General features: G+C 46.7%; 19 protein-coding genes. 12 read left to right on the top strand and 7 right to left on the bottom strand.

All coding sequences use genetic code 11. The annotated features are described in order from the left end of the window. Window positions 1-271 precede the first annotated feature (271 nt). From DY231_RS04245 to DY231_RS04235, 3 genes are all read left to right on the top strand, one after another. Entirely contained in the window at window positions 272-1,615 is a 1,344-nt protein-coding gene (locus DY231_RS04245; protein ID WP_115627396.1) for a TolC family outer membrane protein, read from the top strand. 129 nt (window positions 1,616-1,744) lie between these two features. Next, window positions 1,745-3,916, top strand: coding sequence for a type I secretion system permease/ATPase (locus tag DY231_RS04240; RefSeq protein WP_256682700.1), 2,172 nt, complete (start codon window positions 1,745-1,747; stop codon window positions 3,914-3,916). After that, entirely contained in the window at window positions 3,903-5,276 is a 1,374-nt protein-coding gene (locus DY231_RS04235) for an HlyD family type I secretion periplasmic adaptor subunit (protein ID WP_115627394.1), read from the top strand. The genes DY231_RS04240 and DY231_RS04235 overlap by 14 nt, the downstream gene beginning before the upstream one ends. Before the next feature lie 46 nt (window positions 5,277-5,322). Here DY231_RS04235 and DY231_RS04230 read toward each other — a convergent pair whose 3' ends face one another. Beyond that, window positions 5,323-5,925 (bottom strand): helix-turn-helix domain-containing protein, encoded by a 603-nt coding sequence (locus DY231_RS04230; RefSeq protein ID WP_115627393.1) that lies wholly within the window; start codon window positions 5,923-5,925, stop codon window positions 5,323-5,325. Between the two features lie 657 nt (window positions 5,926-6,582). On the opposite strand from DY231_RS04230, the gene DY231_RS04220 reads away from it, so the two are divergent. The 5 genes from DY231_RS04220 (at window position 6,583) to DY231_RS04200 (ending at window position 14,372) form a co-directional block, all read left to right on the top strand. Next, window positions 6,583-7,392: a winged helix-turn-helix domain-containing protein gene (locus tag DY231_RS04220; protein ID WP_115627391.1), complete on the top strand. Its 810-nt coding sequence runs from the start codon at window positions 6,583-6,585 to the stop codon at window positions 7,390-7,392. After that, on the top strand, window positions 7,389-7,907 hold the full coding sequence (locus DY231_RS04215; RefSeq protein WP_115627390.1) for a hypothetical protein: 519 nt from the start codon (window positions 7,389-7,391) through the stop codon (window positions 7,905-7,907). Before DY231_RS04220 ends, DY231_RS04215 begins: the two co-directional genes overlap by 4 nt. A 535-nt stretch (window positions 7,908-8,442) precedes the next feature. After that, window positions 8,443-10,572: an EAL domain-containing protein gene (locus DY231_RS04210; protein WP_115627389.1), complete on the top strand. Its 2,130-nt coding sequence runs from the start codon at window positions 8,443-8,445 to the stop codon at window positions 10,570-10,572. A 171-nt stretch (window positions 10,573-10,743) separates the two neighbouring features. Then, on the top strand, window positions 10,744-12,042 hold the full coding sequence (locus DY231_RS04205; protein WP_115627388.1) for a sensor domain-containing diguanylate cyclase: 1,299 nt from the start codon (window positions 10,744-10,746) through the stop codon (window positions 12,040-12,042). A gap of 104 nt (window positions 12,043-12,146) precedes the next feature. Next, window positions 12,147-14,372 carry a sensor domain-containing phosphodiesterase gene (locus tag DY231_RS04200; protein ID WP_115627387.1) on the top strand — a complete coding sequence of 742 codons (2,226 nt, stop codon included), beginning with the start codon at window positions 12,147-12,149 and terminating at the stop codon, window positions 14,370-14,372. Window positions 14,373-14,444: 72 nt separating this feature from the next. On the opposite strand, the gene DY231_RS04195 is transcribed toward DY231_RS04200, so the two are convergent. From DY231_RS04195 to DY231_RS04185, 3 genes are read right to left on the bottom strand one after another with little or no spacing between them, the layout of a single operon-like run. After that, window positions 14,445-14,747: a PTS sugar transporter subunit IIB gene (locus DY231_RS04195; protein ID WP_115627386.1), complete on the bottom strand. Its 303-nt coding sequence runs from the start codon at window positions 14,745-14,747 to the stop codon at window positions 14,445-14,447. Window positions 14,748-14,751: 4 nt separating this feature from the next. Further along, on the bottom strand, window positions 14,752-16,068 hold the full coding sequence (locus DY231_RS04190; RefSeq protein WP_115627385.1) for a PTS sugar transporter subunit IIC: 1,317 nt from the start codon (window positions 16,066-16,068) through the stop codon (window positions 14,752-14,754). A gap of 12 nt (window positions 16,069-16,080) precedes the next feature. Beyond that, window positions 16,081-17,514, bottom strand: coding sequence for a glycoside hydrolase family 1 protein (locus tag DY231_RS04185; RefSeq protein WP_115627384.1), 1,434 nt, complete (start codon window positions 17,512-17,514; stop codon window positions 16,081-16,083). A gap of 247 nt (window positions 17,515-17,761) precedes the next feature. On the opposite strand from DY231_RS04185, the gene DY231_RS04175 reads away from it, so the two are divergent. From DY231_RS04175 to DY231_RS04160, 4 genes are all read left to right on the top strand, one after another. Then, window positions 17,762-18,673 (top strand): ROK family protein, encoded by a 912-nt coding sequence (locus DY231_RS04175; RefSeq protein ID WP_115627382.1) that lies wholly within the window; start codon window positions 17,762-17,764, stop codon window positions 18,671-18,673. A 47-nt stretch (window positions 18,674-18,720) separates the two neighbouring features. Beyond that, window positions 18,721-19,695 carry a LacI family DNA-binding transcriptional regulator gene (locus DY231_RS04170; RefSeq protein ID WP_115627381.1) on the top strand — a complete coding sequence of 325 codons (975 nt, stop codon included), beginning with the start codon at window positions 18,721-18,723 and terminating at the stop codon, window positions 19,693-19,695. A 183-nt stretch (window positions 19,696-19,878) separates the two neighbouring features. Beyond that, the gene (locus tag DY231_RS04165; protein ID WP_064358882.1) at window positions 19,879-21,096 is read left to right on the top strand and encodes a tyrosine-type recombinase/integrase; all 1,218 of its coding nucleotides are present in this window, start codon (window positions 19,879-19,881) and stop codon (window positions 21,094-21,096) included. 85 nt (window positions 21,097-21,181) lie between these two features. Continuing rightward, entirely contained in the window at window positions 21,182-21,523 is a 342-nt protein-coding gene (locus DY231_RS04160) for a hypothetical protein (protein WP_064358881.1), read from the top strand. Between the two features lie 48 nt (window positions 21,524-21,571). Here DY231_RS04160 and DY231_RS04155 read toward each other — a convergent pair whose 3' ends face one another. The 3 genes from DY231_RS04155 to DY231_RS04145 all read right to left on the bottom strand — a co-directional run bounded on the left by DY231_RS04155 (window position 21,572) and on the right by DY231_RS04145 (window position 23,362). Then, complete coding sequence (locus DY231_RS04155; RefSeq protein WP_064358880.1) at window positions 21,572-21,862, bottom strand: hypothetical protein; 291 nt, start codon at window positions 21,860-21,862, stop codon at window positions 21,572-21,574. A gap of 95 nt (window positions 21,863-21,957) precedes the next feature. Next, entirely contained in the window at window positions 21,958-22,995 is a 1,038-nt protein-coding gene (locus DY231_RS04150) for a major capsid protein (RefSeq protein ID WP_064358879.1), read from the bottom strand. A gap of 25 nt (window positions 22,996-23,020) precedes the next feature. Continuing rightward, window positions 23,021-23,362, bottom strand: a complete 342-nt coding sequence (locus DY231_RS04145; protein WP_064358878.1) for a hypothetical protein — start codon at window positions 23,360-23,362, stop codon at window positions 23,021-23,023. Window positions 23,363-23,944: the final 582 nt, after the last annotated feature.

Genomic DNA, 23,944 nt, shown 5'->3' with positions numbered 1-23,944 from the left:
TTCAGAGCTAATTTAAAATGTAGAAAAAAACACAGTTATTAGAACTCTATTACTGGAGGCTTGACTGAGCGTTAAATATAATCAAAAATGACGTAAAGTGAAACATCACATTACAAAACAATAAATTTCATTTCGAATGAAAGCCGCATTTATTGTAGTCAGGCAAACACTTCTGCACTTGTTAATTAATATGATGTTTCGTGTTAAGAGATAATGGATATAAAGCGTGATATAGGGATATCATTACTATGCGTAATAAGGCATTCAGACAATGCAGAAGTTTTTCTTTTTTATAATTGGTTGTTTATCAATACAATCTGTTAACGCAGAAAGTTTACAAAATACTGTCAAACAAGCCTTATCAAATCATCCTGAAGTTAATGCCTCTGTTAATAGTCGTTATTCTGCTGAACAAGACTTACGCGCAGCTCGCGGTGGCTATCTGCCAACATTAAATCTGGATGCCGAAGCAGGCCAGAAGAATATTAATGATGCTACTACGCGCGCAGGCGGCAGTAACAAAGGGATGAACCTTTCCCCGAACGATGCCACGATTAACCTTAATCAGAATGTCTTCGACGGGTTTGCGACGTCAAGCGAAGTAGATCGCCAGAAAGCCACGGTGGACTCTCGTGCTTTTAACGTCTTGAATGTTAGCGAAACAACCGCATTCGAAGTGGTTCAGTCCTATCTCGACGTGTTGCAACGCCAGGAATATGTCCGTCTGGCAGAAGACGATTTGGCAAACCATGAACGCATCTATGACCAGATTCGTTTGCGTACCGACCAGGGTGTTGGCCGTTCTGGTGATTTAATGCAGGCAGAAGCCCGTCTTGCACAGGCTCGCAACAATTTACTGACCGAGCAAACCAACCTCGAAGATGCAAATACCACGTTCTTGAGTGTCACCGGTGAAGCGCCAGAAAACCTCAGTCTGCCGGAAAACATTGATGCTTTGTTGCCAAAATCGCTTGAAGATGCGAAACGGATTATGGAATCCAACAGTCCGCTTCTGAAATCTGCAAATGCCGATATTGAAGCGGCTCGTCAGCAATATGAGGCTTCTAAATCAACGTTTTACCCACGCGTTGACGTCGAGCTTGCCCGTAGCGTTAGCAACGACACTGACACCACGCGTGCGCATTCTGAGGAGTGGCAAGCGATGGTGAAAATGCATTACAACCTCTATCAGGGTGGCAGCGATAAAGCCGCAATGCAGTCTCGTGCCTATTTGCAAAAACAAGCACAGGATGTTCGTAATAACACACTACGCCAGATGAATCAGGAAATTGGCCTGGCATGGTCGGCATTAAAAAGTGCCCGCGACCAATTACCCGCAGCCGCTGATTATGCCGACCGTAGTGTAAAAGTCCGTACCGCTTATCAGGACCAATTTAGTTTAGGTGAACGTACGCTGTTAGATTTATTAGACAGTGAAAATGAAGTTTTTTCATCCAAACGCCGTTTAGTGGAATTACGTTACCTGGAAATATCCAGCGGCTACCGTATTTTTGCCCGGACAGGTGAATTATTAAAATCACTAAAAATCAACCCCACAGCCGCAGGCCAGCCAATAGATTCGGCAAGTAATAATACGTTGCCAGAATTGCAGTAGTGTTTAAGGAATATATTTCCGTAGGTCGGATAAGCGCAGCGCCATCCGACATTATTTGGTGGATGACGCTTCGCTTATCCACCCTACAAACACCGACATAACGCCTAAATGAATTCACAAGTTGAACAGATGAATACCCTGTCAGAAACGCCTCCCGTTGAGGAGTCGCATTATCATGACCCACGTAGCCGCCACGATGATCCTTTGCTCGACTGCCTGTTGGTGCTGTGCTCTTTGCATGGTAAATCTGCGAGCCGCTCAACATTAAGTAGTGGTTTGCCGCTGGAAAACGATCGTCTGACGCTAGCGATATTACCGCGCGCGGCAGCTCGCGCCGGTTTGAAAGCGCGGGTCATCAAACGCACGCTCGATAAAATTCCGGCAATGTCTCTGCCTGCGGTGGTTCTGCTTCGTGATGGCGGCGCTGCCGTATTACTGGGCTGGAATGCCGACGGCAAAGCACGCATTATGCCGAGCGAAAGCGAAGGCGGTGAAATCACCATTGACGCCAACGAGCTTGAGTCAATCTACGCAGGCCAGGTCATTTTCGCCCACCCGCGCCATGAGTTTGATTTGCAGTCAGAATCGTTCCTGCCGCGTACCAAATCCTGGTTTAAAGATACGCTTAAGCTGTCGCGCTATCTGTATATGGATGCGGTGCTGGCGAGTTTGCTGATTAACCTGATTGCGCTCGGCACGCCGCTGTTTACCATGAACGTGTATGACCGTGTGGTTCCAAACCACGCCACGGTAACGTTGTGGGTTCTGGCGGTTGGGATTTGCATGGCGTTCATTTTTGATTTGATATTAAAAATGCTGCGCGGCATTTGTCTCGATATCGCCGGAAAAAAGAGTGACCTGATTATTTCTGCCACGCTTTTTGAGCGTATCACCGGCATGGAAATGAAAGCGCGCCCGGCTCGCGTCGGCAGCTTTGCACAGAATATTCATGAGTTTCAGTCGCTGCGCGACTTCCTGTCTTCGCTGACGCTGACCACGCTTATCGACCTGCCCTTTACGCTGGTGCTGTTGTTGGTTATCGGGATTATCGGCGGAACTCTGGCGTGGATCCCGCTGCTCACCTTCCCTATCGCATTGCTGATTAGCTGGGCATTACAAAAGCCGGTGAATGCGGCTGTGGCCAAAACCATGAGTCTGGCAAGCGAGCGCCAGGCATTGCTGATTGAAACCCTCAGCGGCCTGGATGCCATCAAAGTTAATAACGCCCAGAGCGAGCGCCAGTATCAGTGGGAACAAACGCTGGGTAGTCTGAGTCGCCTGGAATTGCGCGTGAAAACGCTGTCCAGTTTTGCCAGCAACCTGACCGGATGGTTCCAGCAAATGTCTGGCGTCATCATGATTATTGTCGGCGTGTATATGATTATCGGCGGCAAATTAAGCATGGGTGGACTGATTGCCTGCTACATGCTCAATAGCCGCGCGCTGATGCCGATGGGGCAATTGACCGGGTTAATTGCGCGTTATCAGCAAGCCCGTCTGACCATCAACAGTACCGAAAAAATGATGTCGATGCCGCAGGAACGTCGCGAACACGAGCACCCGCTCAAGCGTGAAAACTTCCGTGGCAGCATTGAGTTTAAAGACGTTGATTTCAGCTATCCCGAGCAGAAAAACCCTTCGCTGCAAAAAATTAATCTGACGATTAAGCCTGGCGAGCGCGTCGGGATTATTGGCCGTAGCGGCTCCGGTAAAAGCTCCATCAGCAAGCTGATTATCAATTTGTACCAGCCAACCGGCGGTAACATTTTGATCGACGACGTCGATGCACGCCAACTGGATGTGAATGATTTACGCCATAGCATTGGTTACGTTCCGCAGGATATTCAGCTATTTAACGGCACGCTGCGCGATAACCTGATTTCTGGTGCGCGTTATGTTGACGATGAAACCATGCTGCGTGCGGCGGAACTGGCGGGGGTTAACGAGTTCGCACGTATTCACCCGGACGGTTATAACCTGCAAGTGGGCGAGCGTGGAATGCAGTTGTCTGGCGGGCAACGCCAGGCCGTGGCGCTGGCTCGCGCGCTACTGCTCGAACCTCCTGTTCTGCTGCTTGATGAACCAACCAGCGCTATGGACAACACCAGCGAAGACAGAATCAAACAGGGCCTGGTGCCGTTTGTTGCTGATAAAACCTTGCTACTGGTGACACATAAAGCGTCGATGCTGTCGTTGGTTGATCGCCTGATTATTGTTGATAAAGGACGCATTATTGCTGATGGCCCGAAAGCTATCGTGATGGATGCGCTGAAGAAGGGTCAAATCAATGCGTCTCGCTGAGTTATTTAAAGATTTCCGTCAGCAAGCCCGCCACTATTTTAAAGGCCGCGATGAGAACCAGACGGATAATATTAATGAAGTGAGTCATGCACTTATCGATGACTCACCGCGTGTTATCCGCCTGACGCTATGGACCATTTTGGCGTTGGTGGTGTTGTCGTTCATCTGGGCCGGTTTTGCCCAGCTTGATGAAGTGACGCGTGGCGAAGGCAAGGCAATCCCCTCCTCCCGCCTGCAAAAAATTCAGAACCTGGAAGGCGGGATCGTCACTGAACTGTTTGTTCACGAAGGGCAAATTGTTGAAGCCGGCACGCCACTGCTGCATCTGGACGACACGCGTTTTGCATCGAACGTCGGTGAAACGGAAGCGGACAAACTTGGCCTGCAGGCTAAAATTGACCGCCTGAGCGCGGAAGCGGAAGACAAAGATTTCATTATTTCGGATGAGATAATGAAAAAAGCGCCTGATGTCGCTCGTGGCGAACTCGACCTTTTCAACAGCCGCCGCCGACAGTTCCAGAATGAAATCGAAGGGCTTCAGGAACAGTTGGTGCAGAAGAGACAAGAACTGCGCGATTTCCAGTCCAAGCAGTTGCAATACAAAAACAGCCTCAGCTTGTTGCAGCAAGAGATCAAAATGTCTGAGCCACTGCTGGCTTCAGGTGCGATTTCTAAAGTCGAGATTTTGCGTCTGCGCCGCACCGAAGTGGAAACCAAAGGGCTGCTGGATTCTGTCTCGCTTTCCATTCCTAAATCTGCGTCCGAAACCAAAGAGATTGAGAATAAGATTGGAGAAAGCCGCAACCGCTTCCAGAGCGATGCACTTTCCCAGCTCAACGAAGCACGCACTAACCTGAGTAAAGCCGAAGCGACGGGCAAAGCCCTCGAAGACCGCGTCAATCGCACCATGGTGGTTTCGCCAGTTCGCGGTATCGTTCAGCAAATAATGGTCAACACCATTGGCGGCGTGATTCAACCTGGCAGTGATTTAGTCGAAATCGTGCCACTTGACGATAAGCTGCTGATTGAAGTGAAGATCCAACCACGTGATATTGCTTTCTTGCATCCAGGCCAGCATGCGATGGTGAAATTTACCGCTTATGATTACACCACTTACGGCGGACTGGACGGTGAACTGGTGCAGATTAGCCCTGATACCGTGACGGATAAAGAAGGTCACAGTTACTATATTGCCCGTTTGCGTACCGACAAGAACTACCTGGGAACAAAGGAGCATCCAATGCTTATTATTCCGGGAATGGTCGCATCGGTAGATATATTGACGGGTAAGAAATCGATTCTGAGTTATCTGCTAAAACCGATTATTCGCGCAAAAGCAGAAGCCTTACGCGAAAGATAAAAAAAAGCCGCAACGGATAACGTTGCGGCTTTTTTTGTCGGTCGGATTAGCAACTGAACAAAGACAGCTTCCCACGATTGAGCGTCAACTTACCTTCATTAACCAATTCCTGTAGCACCTTATGAATAGCACTACGTGAAATATGGTTTCTGCTCAAAATGAAAGTATAAACCGACGTCTTTTCGCGGATCTCAGGCTCAAGAGACCATATATGTTTCACATGCTCAATCACGATTTCGCGAATGGTCTTGTGCGAGCGCATATTTTCACGCTGGAAATAACGTTGCAGATGATTGGTTAAAATATCAAATGCATGCATCCACAAACTTTTTCTGGTGAGCATTTCATTAGCATTAGCCGAACTCATTACCCACATCTCACAATCGGTATCACAACGCAGATAATGAGACATAACATCATTACGCATCTGTGCCAGGCCGAGTATGGCGGGCGCGGTGAAACTCACCGTGACTAAATCGTTTTCAACCCGGTAAACAGAGACGGAACCTTTTTCAAGGTAAAATATATTGCCATCCTTTCTCATTTCGATGCGCTGACGTTTTTTTCTCAATGAGAAATACGCGTTTTCAGATTTTTTTATCTCGTCACCGATGAGCATTACAGATTCATCAAAATTAGGAGTGAACATCAGCTTCTCTTACTCGTGTTATGGGATTGAGATTATCTCCCGATGCAAGGCAAAAGGAGACAGCCCTAAGTGATGATACGTGCTACCAGCAACGTCTATCAATATAGGACATAACGACAAACATGTACTTATACGCCAGGCTTATCTAAATCGTAGGATGGCAATTTGAAAAGAGATACACAATGAGTACAATAGCGGAAAACTAATACCGCAAAAATATTATAATATTGAAAGTCAAAAATACCGCCATTACTCTCATTCTAATTACAGAGTGAGTAAAGTTGACTGAATGAGTCAGGTATTAAACATTGCCGGAAAACTTGCAGCATTGAACAGTGAAAAGGACCGAACGTCGCCCCCTCATACTGCAGCGTTTGCGAGTATATTTATTAATGGACATAAACGTAATTTTTTTAATCTTTCTACCGGGATCTTTCTCTTTGCAATTAAAAAAGAATCAGCAAAAATATGTAAGACACTGATAATTATGATTTTAATGTGTTTAAGAAGAGTGATTGATTTGTTATACAATTTGTCTTTGCAGGCTTCATTCGCAAGCAGAGGGTAAAGTCCCGAAAACACTGAGTTCTTCCAGGCTTCATTATGCTTATAATGGCGTGTCAAAAAACTGCCTGAGTTAACGAGAGTACTGGCAACATGTCCGAAGCAGATAATTTATGTTATCTCATTGAAAATAAAATATTATTTAATCCTGAGAAGCAGAGCCTTGTGCATGCTGATAGCCATGAACAGATAAAACTCAAGCCAACGGCATCTTTATGCCTGCTGTTGTTGCTCAGAAATCACGGCGAGATAGTCACGCAGAATGAACTGTTGGCCTTCGCGTGGGGAGAAAGTCACAGGCAAGTGAGTTTTAATGCTTTTTATCAAAGTATCCTTTCTTTGCGTAAGTCTTTCCTACAAATGAATGTGGATAAACAAATAATCACCACGATTCCACGTAAAGGACTGGTCATTCAGCAAGAAATAACCATAGAAAAAAAGTGTGTACTCATTCCTGAAACAGTTAAGGAACCTACAGCAGAAGTTGTTCCTCAGAACATCTCTTTGGCAACTCAAGATGAAACGGCAGCCATTTTAGTCGGTAAAACAAAACGTGTTTTGTTAACGCCAGCCGAAGGCATGATTATTATGTTAACCATGCTAATAATCGCGCTACTTATTTATCCACGGGTCATCAGCAAACAATATTTCTCTGGTTATGTTGTCTCAAACAAATATGCTGGCCAATGCCATTATTTCTTAAACGATGATGCCAGTGACCACACGCGACATGAAGACTTTATCAAGCGGCATCCCGAGATGTGCAACAATGATAAATACCTTTATATAACGGCTTACCCTGAGACGAAGAATATTTCGATCATCCTTTGTGCTACCCGCATGGAATTGTCACACGATAATGCCTGCCAGTCCGTCTATTATCCACGGTACGATAGCCAATGAAGATATTCGCAACGATTGCCTCTTTCAGAATCCAGACGCGCGTCATCTTTTTAGCGTGCCTGGCTATTGTTACCAGCCTCGCGCTGTACCTTTATCTTCCGCCGATAAACGAGAATCAGCACAATCTTGTTTGCCGGGCAAACTTGCAGATAGTCAGAGATAACGCAACATTTCGTGGAATCATCGATTTCAAAGCTGGCGAAGGGAAAGGCATTGCCCATATAAACGGTATTATTGATGCAGCCCCGCAAGAGTACACTGTTCAACGTACCATCCTTTTTACACATACTGATTACGGCCTTAGCCCGGTGTGGGTTTCCCGACAAATTGTCATTTCAAATCGGGAAACCGTGCCCTCAGAATTGCTCATAAAATTCCTTCCTGACTTCTACCTGAAGAACTCCGGCGTGACCGATATTGATATTTTTACGCTGAACAAGGACGCGGACCTGATCACCAGAGAAGGCATCCCTTACTTGTACTGCCAAAAATATCTGCTGCCTGAAGACGAATAATATTCGCTTAACAGCCTGATTGAGATGAAGCTTAAGGAAAATTTACTTAAGCTTCATCTTCCCGATAAAAATGCTTCGAACTCCACTTCGCGCCACATAACACCCTTTGTGCCAAAAAACACTTCTTTAATATACTGTTCAGACCAGATAACTACTGCTAATGATATAAAATAAAACACACATAATGATAACCAAAAACGCCATGAATATTAACAGAGCAATAGATTACACCGATCTGTATTTAATAAATTGATCACCAATACCTATCAATTACACCTATTAATTATTAGTTATTGATCGTCAATACCGATCTATGCTTGTATTTTATACATTAAGTATGGCGCTTACTCCGCTGACATCCAGAAATTTGAGTCTGAAATTCTTCCGTTTTTTTCACTGACCTGATTTCCAGATAGTTATCTTTCTTATTATGAAGAAACATTAAAGTGTTTAGCCCATCATTCGATGAGATGTCTTTCTAAAGCGCCTGAAAATAGTCTTCCAGCAATCATTTACCCGAAAAAAACATAACCTGATGGTGGTTTTCACAATGGTACGTGTGTGGTTTCAGAACAATTTTATTTATCAGTTGAACACCAGCAAGGCATTACTTTTTAACAACAACATTGTTAAATCTATTGTCGCCAGTTCGTTAGCTATTGTTCCCTTTGCAATTATTCGCGCGTTACTACTGGTATGCTCTGTTATATCGGGCTATGTCGGGTGGCATGCTTTTGCCCTCTGGCTCGACCAATTACAACAAACGCTTATGGATTTCATGCCAATCCTGATGAATGCCTTTATGGCATTACACTGGGCAATTCGTAATCGAAGATCGGTCACCCACTTCCTGACTGTAAATATATGTAGCCTGCTATTTATCAGTCGCGCAATCAGTGATGACCGGCTATTTTTCCTCGATATCTCCATTCCTATTGCACTTTTCTCGGGTATTATTGTTAATTACTGTCTGGACAGATTTATAGGACAGGTCGATAAGCAGTTAGGGGCGCAGACTAAAAATATAAAAAACACAGTCCTGTTCTTCTTTTCCATATTCACCATTTCATTTTGCACTTTTGTGATGAGTTTTTTGGCACATCATTTGTTTTCACTGGTGCCAGGCTACATAGAAAATGCGCTGCAACATAGCTATCCGCAAACCTTCTCCACAGGGCTTCTGTATATCGTATTGCGCTGTATTCCCTGGTTTTTTGGTTTGCATGGTTATTTTTTATTCTACGATATCGATGCCAATTTTCTGGCTGAAGCTCAGGCAAACATCGCGGCATGGCATGCTGGACACGCCGACCTCAATATATTAAGCCCGGAGTTTTACAATATCTGGTGCACCATCGGCGGAACGGGCAGCACCCTGAGCATGCTACTGTGCATCATCTTTACCAAAAATAGTTCACACCGCCATATCATCGGCCCGTCAGTCCCATTGGCTATCTTTAATATTAACGAGCCACTGATTTTTGGCCTGCCCATTGTGATGAACCCAGTGCTGATTATCCCCTTCATTCTGGTACCCGCGGTTTCATACATCATTGCTTATACGGCGACGGCATGGCACCTGGTTCCGGCAATTTCAGTTGCCGTGAACTGGAGTGTGCCGCCAATTATTAGCACGTGGATAGGAACCAATGGCTCCATTGCCGCCATTATTCTGAACTTCATTATTATTGCCGTAGGCATGTTGATATATGCCCCGTTCTTGCAACGCTGGACGATCAGCAAGAAAAATAACCAACAGCAGCACTTATTCTTGCCGCCGACAAATCTCGAGTTAATGCCTAACCATCGCAAACTCAAGGACGAAAAAGAGTATATGGAAGCACTGGATCATGTGCATCAATTGCAATCTAGCGGGCACTTTATTCTCTATTTCCAACCTCAGGTTCGGCTTTCAGACCGGCGGATTATTGGTATGGAAGCGCTTATTCGACATAAAGGTAATGACGGTAAAATATCTCCACCTCTCTTTTTACGATATTACGATCGCTTAAATGCCATGCCAGATATCGATTTTTGGGTAATGGAACAGGCCGTCAGTTATCTTCGTCAGCACTTGAGCCATTACACAGGGATGACGCTATCGGTCAACGTGTCGCCACAAACCCTCGTCGATAAACGCCTGTTTAACGTTATTTCACGCATTTTGAGCGAACCATTACCTGCTGGCTGGGAGCTTGAAATTGAGATTACCGAGTCGCAGGCCGTGAATGCACCAGAACAAGTTGCAGAGGTTCTCGCTCAACTGAAACTACGCGGGATAAAAATTGCTCTTGATGATTTTGGTGCCGGTTACTCAACGCTCAACTACCTGACTCGCTATCCACTCGACAAAATCAAACTGGACCGTTCTTTGGTAATAGGATTGGGCAAAAAAGGCGGGCTGCAGTTTCTCAGACAAGTCACAAAATTGTGCCAGATTACCGAGTGTCATGTGGTGATTGAAGGGGTCGAAACGGAGGATGAACTACGTCAGATTCTGATTGAAGGTGTTGAAACAGAACATGAAATGGCGCTGGTACGGTCTGCCGGAATTGAACTCGCTCAAGGTTTTTTGTTCTGGCGCCCGTTGCCAATCGATGAAATATGCCTGGTGTTAGAGAAAAATAACGCATCGAAAGAAGCTCAGGACCAGGAACAACACTGATACGCATCAACCCTGTTCAAGGAGTGCGAAAAAGACAACTCGTAAACGGGTTGTCTTTTATTTCCTAAAATTAATAGAAATCTCTTGAAGATAATATGCACATCGTTATTATCCAACCGCAGCTCGATTATAATAAACACATGCCTATCAAGAGTAAATTTTAAGTTAAAGATGTTATTTAATTACGATATTTCATTAGTCCTACTCGCAGTAATTATTGCATGCCTCACTTTTTATGTCTCTTTTTGGCTATGTAAAGCGGGCGCGCGCAAAAATCATTATTGCTGGCCTTTATGCAGTGGTCCAGCGATGGGATGTGGAGTTTGGGTTTTGCACTATATGATGATGCAGGCTCATCATCATAGTCATGTTATTAATTATAACATTCATAAAACAATGGCTTCACTGTTAATCGCCATTATTGGTTGCACGCTGGGATTTGGTTGTTTTTTATTCAAAAAATTCCGTGGTAAACGCTATCTTCTTCCAGCACTGTTATTTTCCTCAACCATTGCATCAATGCATTATCTGGGCGTTGCAGCAATCATCAATGCAGGCCACAGACATGCCAGCATCACGTATGTCACCCTATCGTTAGCCGTTATTTTTATTACCTCATTAATTATGTTGCGCTTAACTCACATGATGTTGGTCATGACGAGTAAAAATGATAGCTATGCCAATTTCTATCGACTCAGTGCAACGGTGACTCTTTGCCTCGGTGTCGCCATTATGCATTTTTTAGGCACCAGTGATTTAAATATGGCGCCTTCATTCAGAGCTTTAGCAGCCATCAATCAGGAAGTTCACATAGAAAAAACCATTGCGATGATGTTAATCGTACTTATTGTAATGATATTTATCATTTCTATATTTATTTGGTTTGTTAATTTCAAAGAACATTTAAGCAATGAGCTTCTCAAGCGCGAGTTAATTGCTAAAAACTTGCAGCTGAAAAAAATGACACAACACGATGCGCTGACTCAATTACCTAATCGCTTTTATCTGCAAAACCATTTGCACACTCTGTTTAAGCGTCAGGTAGAACCGCTGCACATTTTGTTTCTTGACCTCGATGGCTTTAAACGCGTGAATGATGTCTGGGGGCACGCCATTGGCGATGAGTTGCTGGTTAGCATTTCGCAAACGCTCAGAATCGTTGTCAGTGATGAGGGTTTTGTTGCCCGAATTGGCGGTGATGAATTTATCATCGTGGTTTGCCAACGTGAGAAAGAGGCTGTTATTGAGCTTGCTAAGAAAATACTCGCCTCGGTCTCCGGTGTTTACACCCTCTCTGCAACCACCATTGATTTTTTGTCTGCCAGCATTGGTATTTCTATTTACCCCGAACATGGGCGTGATATTGCCACATTGTTGAAAAAGGCGGATACGGCAATGTATTACATAAAAAACAAGAGTAAAAACAATGTGATAATCTATGATGATACCGAGATGATATTACCCACCTAAAGTATGATATTAAAATAACCGAGTATAAATACGACTCACTCTTAAGCAATGGATGCTTGTTAATCATTCCAGAATCTGGAATTTGTGTATAAAAGCAGACATTGATGATGCAAATTTCTTCGTTGTACAACAAATACAAAGATAATTGGTGGGCACTTCCACTAATTCTTCCGTTCATACTCTATCCAATCGCTCAGCATCTAAGCACCTACGGCTACATTGATGGTTTTGAAATTCCTTTCAATTATCTCAATATGGCATTGATGACAGTCCTGACCATGATTTATGGTTTTAAGGCAATTCCTGGAATCATACTCTGTGTTTTTTATCGCATTTATCCTGACCGGGGTTTCGAGCCGGCAATCATGTCGGTCCTGCACTATTTCACGTCAATTGCCATAAGTTGCGCCGGTTATTATTACTTTACCGGAAAGAAAGGCCGCGCCAGTTTTGGGTGCTACAGTCTGACCTGGCAGCGTATTTTCTGGTTAATCTTTGTCAACGCCACCCTATTTCTTAATTATTTCCAGGCCGTGCTTTACCTGGGAATGTTTGGTGTCTATGACAAAATGATGTACGTAAACCCTTTTACCATACGTACATTAATCAACTATCACGCGATGCTGGTTGGGAATATGATCGGCTTGCCAATGATTTATTTGGTCATCCGTTCTATCAGAACCCCTCGATATTTAATCAAATACTGCAAAAACATTCGCAACCAGGTTGCTGAAGACCTGCGGGCTTTGGAACTTATCTGCTTATTCTCGGCACTCATTTTGTTGACGACGCTGATGATTTACCCAAGAAATCATACGTTAACTCTGATGAATTCCGTCTATACGCTGACATTATTGCTTCCCGTCATGATATGGGGAACATTGCGCCTTGGGCATGCCGCTATTTCGCTCATATGGTGGGTGGTACTCATTGTTCTGTGCAAAAATTATCAAAGCTATATCCCTGATGGTGTCGATTACAATTTGCACCTTGCGGTCGCGACCTCTTGCTTCTCTGCATTTTCAATAACCATCACATTAATGGCGATAAATATTTCTCGCCAGCGGGCTTTGAATGTAAAAACCAAAAGGTTAATGAGCATTGATCCGGTCGTTCACTTACCAAATTTGCTTGCACTCGATGCCGATTTAAAACAGAACACCATCTCAATTTTGTGCCAGCTCTATGCTCCGGATCTCGAGTTGCTAGGCCGCCATTATGGTCTGCTGATGCAGGTTCAATACAAACAGCAATTGGCTCAGTTTTTAAAACCCGTGCTAAAAGAAGATGAGCGAATTTATATCAGTTCAGGCCATGACTTAATCGTCCGCATGTCGCCATTGAATGCCGAAAAACGAATTGCCGAGCTTTATAACAAAGCCAAAAAATTCCGTTTCATTCGTGACGGCGTAAAACTGTACCCGCAAATCGGCTGTAGCTACTGCATTATTAATTACCCTGTCGGCCATCTGTATATGTTGATTGGCGAACTCCGCGCACTGGCAGAAATTTCGCTGACCACCAACCTGCCTGTCGATATGAGAAAACACAGCAGCCGCCAGGTGCAAAACCAGGTTAAAACCAAAGTTGATATGATGAATCAACTTCAGCACGCGCTCGAATTAGATCGATTCGTATTGATGGCTCAACCCATTGAGAGCAAAAACGGCGATCGATACCATGAAGTGCTGCTGCGGATGCGGGGTAACAATGACGAGATTATCTTCCCGGATACCTTCCTGCCGGTGGCACATGAATTTGGCATGTCTTCCAGCATTGATCTGTGGGTGTTAAACAACACGATGAAATTTATGGATGAAAATCGTGACTCGCTGCCAAACCAACGCTTTGCCATAAACCTGACCCCTGCCTCTATCTGTCGCGCAGACATGGCAGCACTGATTGAAAGACTGTTAATCCAGCATGGAATTGCTCCTGAGCAGATTGTCCTGGAAGTCACGGAAACAGATGAACTGACCAACAATGTGCAGGCAGAAAAAACGCTGGATGCGATGCAGCGCCTGGGCTGCAAAATTGCCATTGATGATTTTGGCACCGGTTATGCCAGCTATGCTCGCCTGAAAAATATGCGTGCCGACATTCTTAAAATTGATGGCAGTTTTATACACAAAATCAATTCCAGCGAGATGGATTACAAGATTGTGCAGTCTATTTGCGAACTGGCGCGCATGAAGAATATGACCCTGGTGGCGGAGTTTGTTGAAACCGAAGAGATTCGCCATACGTTATTCCGCATGGGCGTAGATTATGTGCAGGGCTATTTGATTGGTAAACCCGCACCGATTGAAAGCATTCAGACAATAAATTGAGGTTTATTTAATAATTTAAAACAAGACAGGGGAGCCTCAGCTCCCCAAAAATCAATGACCGCTTTTCAGGCGTTATTTTTTCATGTTGACGGCCATGGCCAGCACGGCTGGCCCGTTCATGCGGCCATAATCCAACATAGGAATCGCTTCCACTGGAACGCTTCCCGCAGTGACCGTTTCGACGCGCGATTTAAGATAGCTCACCTGCGGCCCCAGCAAAATGACGTCAGCTTTTTTCCATTCTTCATTGAGCTTTGCGTCAGGAATAGCCCAGATCTCAGCTTCAATTTCTTGCAGCTTTGCCGCCTCAACCATTTTATTCATCAGCATACTGGTAGACATTCCGGCGTTACAAACGAGCATTATTTTAATCATTTTCTTATCCTTGGGACGATGCAGCCTGCGCCAGTGCAACGCGCTCGGCAAACTTGAGGAACGGCAGATAGAAGCAAACGGTGATGGCAATTAACACGGCCTGCAGAGCAGATGCGCGCCAGTCGCCACCCGTTGCCAGAAATCCAGAGATAATCGGGGGTGTAGTCCAGGGGATCTGCACCGTCACATGGTTAATCCAGCCCCAGGCGGTCGCGTAATACGCCGTCGTTAAGCTGATGACGGGGGCGAGGACGAACGGGATGATCAGCACCGGGTTAAACACGATTGGCAGGCCAAAAATAATCGGCTCACTGATATTGAACAGGCATGGTGCGGTAGAGAGCTTGGCAATGTCGCGGTAATCCGCCTTTCGGCTGAAGAGGTAAATGGCGATAAGCAACGCAATGGTATTCCCCGATCCCCCCATCACCCCAAACGTGTCTTTAAATGCCATGCAGATGATGTTGGGGATATCCTGGTGTTGAGCAAAAGCGAGGGTGTTTTCCTGCATGTTGTTTAACAGGAAAGGGTCCAGCAATGCGCCCGAGATTACGCCCTGGTGTATTCCCACGGAGAAGAAGAGGTTCGCCACCGTAGTAATCAGCAGGAATCCTGGCAAGCTGGTCGTCACGGATTTCAGGGGTTGCTGAATCAACGTTGCGATTAGCGTGTTGACGTCCATGCCGCTAAGGCTCTGCACCGCAAAGGAAAACAATGCAAACGCGATCATCGTCAACATAATAGGGATGAGCGTGTTGAAGGATCGCACCACGGCCGGGGGAATCGCCCCGCCGCTGATATTCACCTGTAAACGTTTGGCATTCGCCAGGCGGATGAACAGTGATGTCACCACAAGGCCAGTCAGGATCCCGACGAACATCCCGGCAGAACCGGTAGAAGCAAATGAAATCCCGCCCGTTACGGTCACGCCTTTTTGCGTCAGTACGTCGGTCAACTGAATGCTTTCCGGCATGAAAATGACAACCGTAGCAATAGAGAGCAAAACCGGCGCGATGGGGTCCGCATACCCCTTATTTTGGCAAAGGTGATAGGCAATCGCCCCGGCTATCAGCACCGAAATAAAGTTAAGCGAGCCATTAACGATAGAATTCCCCACCTGCTGCCAGTGAGCGAGATGGTCGTTACTGATAACCCCGGAAAGTATCCCGTCAGGTTTAATAAGGGTGTTATTGATGAGTACCATCAGACCCGCCAATACAAAGAACGGCATCAGGGTGGCAAACGCATCGCGTAATGAGCGCAAATGAACCTGGCCGCCGATACGCTGGGCGACGTTCACTGCTTGATCGAGTAATTTCATTGCGTATTGGCCTCAAAAGTCCACGTACAGTCCGTTGAAACGAAAGCCATTGTCCCGGCTCAATGCCTGATAAAACTCACCGCTTTTCTTGATGGTGCGCTGCTGCGTATCCAGATCAAGACTGACCAGCCCGTAACGGTTTTTGTAGGCGTTAATCCATGACCAGCAGTCAATAAAGGTCCACAGGTGATAGCCTTTAATGTTGCAGCCGTCAGTAATAGCCTGGTGGAGGTAAGCCAGATGGTTCTGGATAAAACCGATGCGATAGTCGTCCTGCACCTGTCCGTCGCGCATGAAACGCTCTTCGTTTGAGACCCCCATTCCGCTTTCAGAGATGAAGGATTCAATGTTGCCGTAGTTGTCCCGGATGTCGATGCACAGATCGTAAATACCCTGCTCGTAGATTTCCCATCCGCGATGAGGATTGAATTTACGGCCAGGCATGACGTAACTTTCGAAATACCATTCAGGCATAAACGGGGAGCGAGGATTAACAGCGTGAGTACGCGCTTTCACCCGCCGTGGTTCGTAGTAGTTGAGACCTAAAATCTGGACGGTGTTCTCGCGGATATCACATAAATCCTGCTCAGTATGACAAGGCATGAGGTCATGCAGACGCAGCGTCTCAACCAGTTTGGCCGGGAAAGTCCCTTTAACTGACGGGTCGAGGAAACTGCGGTTGTAGAACAGGTCTGCGTATTCCGCCGCCTCTACATCCAACGGATTTTCACTGCGGGGATAGGTCGGGCTGAGGTTAAGGATGATGCCAATTTTGCTACTGCGATTTTTATCAATACTCTGCTGTTCTTTGAACGCTTTAATGGCAAGGGAACTGGCAAGAATCGTGTTGAAACCCACCTGTACGCCACGTTTAAAGTCGATAACGTTGGGATAATGGAAATCTTCCATGTACCCGCCCAACACTGGCCCTAAAGGCTCGTTAAACGTAAACCAATGGCAGACCAGATCGCCGAATTCACGGAAGCAGGTGGCGCAGAAATTGACGTAGGCATCAACGACGGCGCGGTTTTCCCATCCGCCTATTTTCATCATTTCTTCTGGCATATCGAAGTGGTACAGGTTGGCAAATGGCTTGATATCTTGCGCCACCATCTCACTGAGCATGGCGCGATAAAACGTCACCGCTTCAGCGCTGACTTCACCAGTGCCCTGCGGGAACATACGCGCCCAGGAAATCGACAGACGGAACGAGTTATGACCGGTTTGCTTCATCAGCTGGATATCATCGACATAGCGATTGAAAAAATCCGTCGTAACCTCGGTATTCACACCATGATAGAAACGATTTGGATGCGCATCCCACGACATATCCCACTGAGTACGCCCTTTGCCCGTATTGCCACGGCCCTCTGCCTGCTCAGCAGACCAGGCGCTACCCCACCAGAAACCTTCTGGGAAAGATAAAAATTCAGCTTTGAGATTCATGCGGCTTCCCTGTTATTCAGTTGCTTATAAATTCGATAAATGCACTTTTTTTGGTCAAACCCCGTTAACCATTTCAATCATATGGTCTTTAATTTTGTTTAGTAAACACATCATTTTTAGTTATTCTGTTTATGTGATTGCAGTCACCATTGGTGAACATTACAGTTTTAATGGCGAATTTTTAGCCTAGGATAACGAGCAAAATCACTGTTTAGTAAACAAATACCGGAGGTAATGCGTGTTAAGCATGGGACTGGATATTGGTGGGACCAAAACGGAAGCCGTCATTCTGGACGATTGCGGAAAGGTACTGACGACGAAGCGAATCGCCACCGTTAAGGGTGACTACAGTGCGTTTCTGACCTCGCTGGTGAACTTTATTCAGGAGATGCGCAACTTGGTTCCGGAACCTGTCAGCATCGGTATTTGCCTGCCAGGCACCGAAGATGCCGCAACGGGGCTTATCAAAAATTCAAATATCGTGGTCATCAACCAGCATCCGTTGATGCATGATCTTGAGCGCTTACTCGAACAACCGGTTGCCTGGGATAATGACGCGAACTGTTTCACGCTGTCAGAAGCCACCGATGGCGCGGGGGCGCAAGCGAGAAGCGTGTTTGGTGCCATCCTCGGAACAGGCTGTGGCGGTGGGCTTTGTATGGATAAAACCCTCTGGCGCGGCCACAACGGCAATGCCGGAGAATGGGGACATAATCCTCTGCCGCTTTATAACGAGCGTGACGATGGCCCTCCCGTAAAATGCTATTGCGGTAGGTTTAATTGCACGGAGTCGTTTATTTCAGGAACCGGATTGGCGCGTCAGTTTGGGTTAATCCAGGGCAGTTCACTGGATGCGAAGGGAGTATTCGCGCTCATCGAGCAGGAAAACACAGCGGCAGTGGCGCTTTATCGCACGTTCCTCGACCAACTCGCCCGATCCCTGGCCTCGGTTATCAACATTTGTGACCCGAATATTATTGTTGTTGGCGGTGGAGTTTCACGCTACCCGGCGATATTCAGCCATCTTACGGAGAGTGTGAGCCGCTACGTATTCAATACTTCCTGTTCAACGCCAATCGTACCCGCCATGCACGGGGATAGTAGCGGCGTGCGTGGTGCGGCATGGTTAGGGCGTGATGTGGCCCATAGACTGGGTTAACATGGGACATCACCGTTTATTTTGAATTATCGAAGGGTAGGAAAAGCATGCTGAAGGCTGTCAGAGTCAGAGACATTGCTCAAAAATCAGGGGTATCGGTTGGCGCGGTTTCACTCGCACTGAACAATCGTCCGGGTTTGAGCGATGAAACCAGGCAACGCATTATGCAAACGGCCAAAGAGCTCGGCTATGACTTTTCCCGGCTACAGGACAGCAAGATAAAAAAGATTCTCTTCATTCTTCACAGACAGCACAACACGACGAATGCGATGAGTTTCTATTCCCCTCTCCTGCTCTCAGTCGAAAACGCTTGCAGCGGACGCAGCATAGCCCTGAGTTTTCTGGTTATTGGGCCGACCGATAACATTCAACAGCAAGTGTTGCAGCATGCCCCTGATGCACTGCTTTGCGTAGGCTTTATTGAACCGGAGATCATGGCAGAGATAAGACAAATGTCTTTGCCTCTTGTCCTTGTCGATCATGCGATTCCTGGCATGAGAAGTATTAACCCGGATAACTACCAGGGCAGCATGCTGGTCACAAAACATCTCATTGAGCGGGGATATAAGCGGATTGCTTTTATGGCGAGTAGTCTTGCGCATTACAGCATCCGGCAAAGGGAACGCGGCTATCGACAGGCGTTGTTTGAGGCCGGAATGCTGATGTCGCCCGACTACGAAGTGACAGCCCCATCATTAACCGAGCTAACTCAATCTCTGGAATATGCCCTCGATGAACTGATGGCGCTACCGGAGCCACCGGACGCCCTATTTTGCTACAACGATGCTGCGGCAATTGTGGCGCTGAACTATTGTCAGTCAAAAGGGATTAGGGTTCCGGAAGATCTGGCGATTGCGGGTTTTGATGATATTGAGCTAGCCGGCCATGTAAATCCTGCGCTGACTACGCTTGCCATAGACAGAATCACCCTGGGGAAACGAGCCGTAGAAATGCTGCTGTCATCGTCAGAAAGTGAAAATGAGCTGTTGCCGGTTAAACTGATCGTTCGCACAAGCGCTTGATTTTAGATGTGAAGAATACAAATCAGAATGGTTAATCGACGAGGGTGATGTTCAGAGGAGTTGAATCTGGAGCGGGTGAAGGGAATCGAACCCTCGTATGCAGCTTGGGAAGCTCTCGTTCACTCCATCTCGATATTGTACAGGGCGCTGTACCTGATTGCGTGACTATAGAGGATCAATGTCATGGCGATCAACAACAATCAGTACCTTTTTCAGAACAAATCCGGGCTGTGGATTTTCCAGATCTTCGTACCTAAATACATGCGCCACGTATTCGGACATAAGCGCGCCTGGCGCAAGTCCACGGGCACAAAAGATATCGTTAAGGCCCGGCAATTCAGAAACCATCTTCTTATTGAATTCAATAAGTTGAAAGAGAAGTCAAGGCCAGATACTGAGGAGAAACGCATCTCAGGCGCTATCGCGTCTCTCTATCAGGAGGTAAGCACCAACAATGAGATCGAGGACAGACGCGGCAAGCCAGACGAGGATAAAACCACGTCCCCCACTCTTTGCGAGATCCGCGATGAGTACAGCGAAAACTACAAAAACCGTCGCTCCTACTCCACTCTGAGCAAATCAGCCCGCGCCGTGGAGGTCTTTCTTGCCACCACCCAGGAAACAGACATCAAGATCGATCTAATCGGGCGACGCTTGGTGACGCAGTTCATCAGAACACAACAAGAACGGGTTGCGGGTCAGACTTTACAGAACTGGCTAACCTGCCTGGGCAGTCTGTACGAGTTCGCTCTGAGATCTTACGATGCCATCCCCGAGGGAAACCCCTTCCACAACCACAATCTGGAAGCACGGCGTACAATCGAAAGTTACGAACCGTTCGAGCTTGACCAGATGCAAAAGCTACTTGATGCAGCAGAGCTGGAGATCAAGAACATCATCATAATGGGACTATTTTCAGGATGTCGCCTTGATGAACTGGCAAGCCTCAAGAAATCAGAGATCCAGACGGTGGACGGTGTGCGCTGTTTCTACATTTCGAAGTCAAAGACGAAAGCAGGGATCAGACATGTGCCGATTCACCCTAAGCTATCCGCGATTGTCGATGAATACCTGAGTCATAATTGCGGCGAATATCTATTCCCACAGGCTAACAAGATTAGCCGCGCTGACGGCAAGAAAGGCCCCTTCTATTCTCAAGCGTTCACCAGGCTACGCCGCCGTGTATTGCCTACCGCTACAGATCGGCAATGCTTCCACAGCTTGCGCGGGATGTTCATCACCTGCTTAGACCGTGCTGGAATTCCTGAGCAAAGAATTGGGGCCATCACCGGACACACTGAACAGAAGGCGAAAACGGAAGCCTTCCGCACCTACAGCCAGGGGGCCAGCATCAAGGAGCTATCAGAATATGTCGAGTTGGTGTCTTATAACCTTACTTAAAAAGTCTTTTTTTTCAAAAACATCTTGATGATTTCATGGTTTTGCTTAATGTATCTTTTTGTAAAATTAATCATAGGGGAGTGGTATGGAAAGCAAAACATTTGGTGCCGGAACTCAATATAACGATTGGAAAGGTACTGTCGCAGCCGATGATGCGGAGGTCGGAATTGACAATATTGAAGACCTATTGAAAAAAGCAGGGAAGTTGGCAACCGGGGAAACTATTATTGCCGTTGAATTTTCGTCCATACCTAATGCTACTGATATTGATGCTTACATCTTAAAGGCGGACGGTACAACACATCGCGTCTCTGTAGACGTCAGTGCTGATGAATTCGTGTCGAAGTTTAAGCGGTTTTCAATCACGATCTCACGTGATGGTGAGTATGACGGTCAGAACATAAATTTCACTCGTGAAATTAAGTAATATTCAGGATTTTAAGCATAAAAAAACCGGGCGGTTTACCCGTCCGGTTTAATGTGTAGCGTTGTTGGTGTTGTTATTGCCTACATTACATGCAGCGAGAAAAGCGGCTGCATCTTTCTCTGATAATGTGGCGAGCACATCCCGCTGTTTTTTGATCGCTGCGTAATAGATGATAGATTTCTCAAGTCCCACGCTGGCGACCTTGCTTAGAAATGTTGAGCGTTTCACGTTCAGCTTACGGCAGAGACCGCTGATATTTAAAATTCCGGCATCATCAAGCGTCTTGACGCTGACAGACAGCAACAGCGCGTTGCCCACACCCAGAATCTTCAATTGCATATATTTACCTCTCCATAATGACGGAGGGGCCAAATAATGGCCCCCAAAACCGTTAGCCCCTGGGTCTTATCCCGTTGGGCTGTTACTTCGCCTGATTACGATGCGTCATTGGTGATGGCTGTCACCAGGTCAGGACGGAAGGTCACCGGGAGCATTGAGAACTCCGAGCTTAACGTAATGTTTTTATACGCATCGGTGTTGGAATAGATGCGGAAATCAACCACGTCAGCGAATGCCAGTTCCAGATTGCGGCTTGTCGGCCCGACAATGTTCGTCCAGGCTCCAGATTGACCACTCAGCGGCTTATCAAACACTGGCAGAAGATAGCCCTGATCCGCGCCAATACCGTAAAAATCGGTATCGCTCATCTCAACCACGGTGACGGAATCCAGCACGAAATAACTGAATGCCGGGTTAATCTCGCGGTTGAAAACCAGGCCCTGAGGATCGAGCACACCATACTGTACGAGTTGGCGAACCGCTGGGTTAAATCGCAGTTTCTGGAACAGGTTGGAACCCGCAAACAGATAGATGCCCTTGAGCTGAGAGGCCAGGCCACCCGCACGGCGTTTCATTTTGCTGACCTCATCAGAGAGCGACTCTAACGGATCGGCAGCGACACCCGTGTAAATTGTTCCGGTGCTCTGTTCAATGCCGAACTCATCAGACCAATCAAGGATCTCCGAACCATCTGCCGTGTACTGCATATCGATCACGCGGTGGCGGAAGAGACTTTCAGCAAACATCTTTTCACGAGTAGCCGCGAATCGCTCATAGTGAGCCAGACCTTTAGCGGTCACAGCATCCAGCACGCTGGCCTGTAGCGGAGATCCCGCCTTACGGTATGGTTGCACGTCTGCTGCCGTGATGATGTCCTGCGTTGGGAATAACGGCAGTTCGATCAAGTGGTTAGAGGCGGACGCCTTAGGAGTCGAACCCCACTGACTGCCAAAACGCATACCAGCAGGAGCTACGGTGTCGCCCATCTGGGCCAGAATATCCAGGCTGGTTTTAAACTGGTCGGTAGTATCACGCTGGAAAATCCCGAGGTTGGTCAGGATGCGGTTACGCGCCGGGATGTTGGTAAATGACGCAGAATAATCTACGTATTCGAAATTGGAAGAAAGAGCCATATTTTAGATGTCCTTATCAGTTGGATTATTTGTCAGCCAGTGCAACACGAATGTTGCCGTTAGCAGTTAGTGCAGCAATAGCAGCAGCGCCTACGGTCTCACCCATAACGGCGATCACTGTTTCAGCACGGATATAAACGCCACGGTCAGCCACGATGATATTTACATCAGTTCCGGCGCGGTGATGGCTCAGAACCAGCAGAGCATCAGAGCCAGAGACATAGGCAGTCCCGTCTGATTTGATAACGCAGCCTGGCTGAACTTCAACGCCGAGGGTTGGGATATTCACGACACGGCGATCAAAGTTGCCGTCAACATGGCAGGTAATCACGTCGTTATACGTGCGTTGGGTTTCACCCATTTTCATAATGTCACTCCATAAATGTTTGTTTAGTTATTCAGTCGGTTCGGCCTTTAGGTCGTTGCTTTGGCCCGTGGGCCTAAAGGCCGTTGCGGCCCTTCGTCAATTTTGACGGTGTACAGGTGCAAAAGAGGTCGCACGGTGGCGACCTTCTTTTATTGAGTCTTCATTTCAGAAAAAATCAGGCGGCAGGAGATACCGCCCCGGAGGACAATAGACAGGCATTTGTTATTGTTTGTTTTCTGATCTGAGAATGCAGCGCCATAAACTGGCGTTAGCAGAGCTAACCCGGCTTTACCGGGCTGGGAAAGAGGGAGCAGCGCGGCGGGAGACCTCTAATCATCGCCGTGTGCTCGTACCGCTTTATGTCCGGCAGACAGCCCGAGGAGAATCGAGCAAACCCCATCATGGTGGCATACCACAACAGAAGAATAGGCGGCGCTGGGAAGCGATGAGGCTCGTGCAAAGCGTATCGGAGGCCAGCGCCTGAGAGAGAGGAGATTAAACGCGACAATCGGCTGTAGTACGCAGTAGACTCTTTCGAATCTATTAATCACCTTACGTTATCATTTTACTATATATCGTCAG

The organism is Buttiauxella agrestis (genome assembly GCF_900446255.1).
Lineage (GTDB): Bacteria > Pseudomonadota > Gammaproteobacteria > Enterobacterales > Enterobacteriaceae > Buttiauxella > Buttiauxella agrestis.
This window is presented reverse-complemented; position numbering and strand designations above follow the sequence as displayed.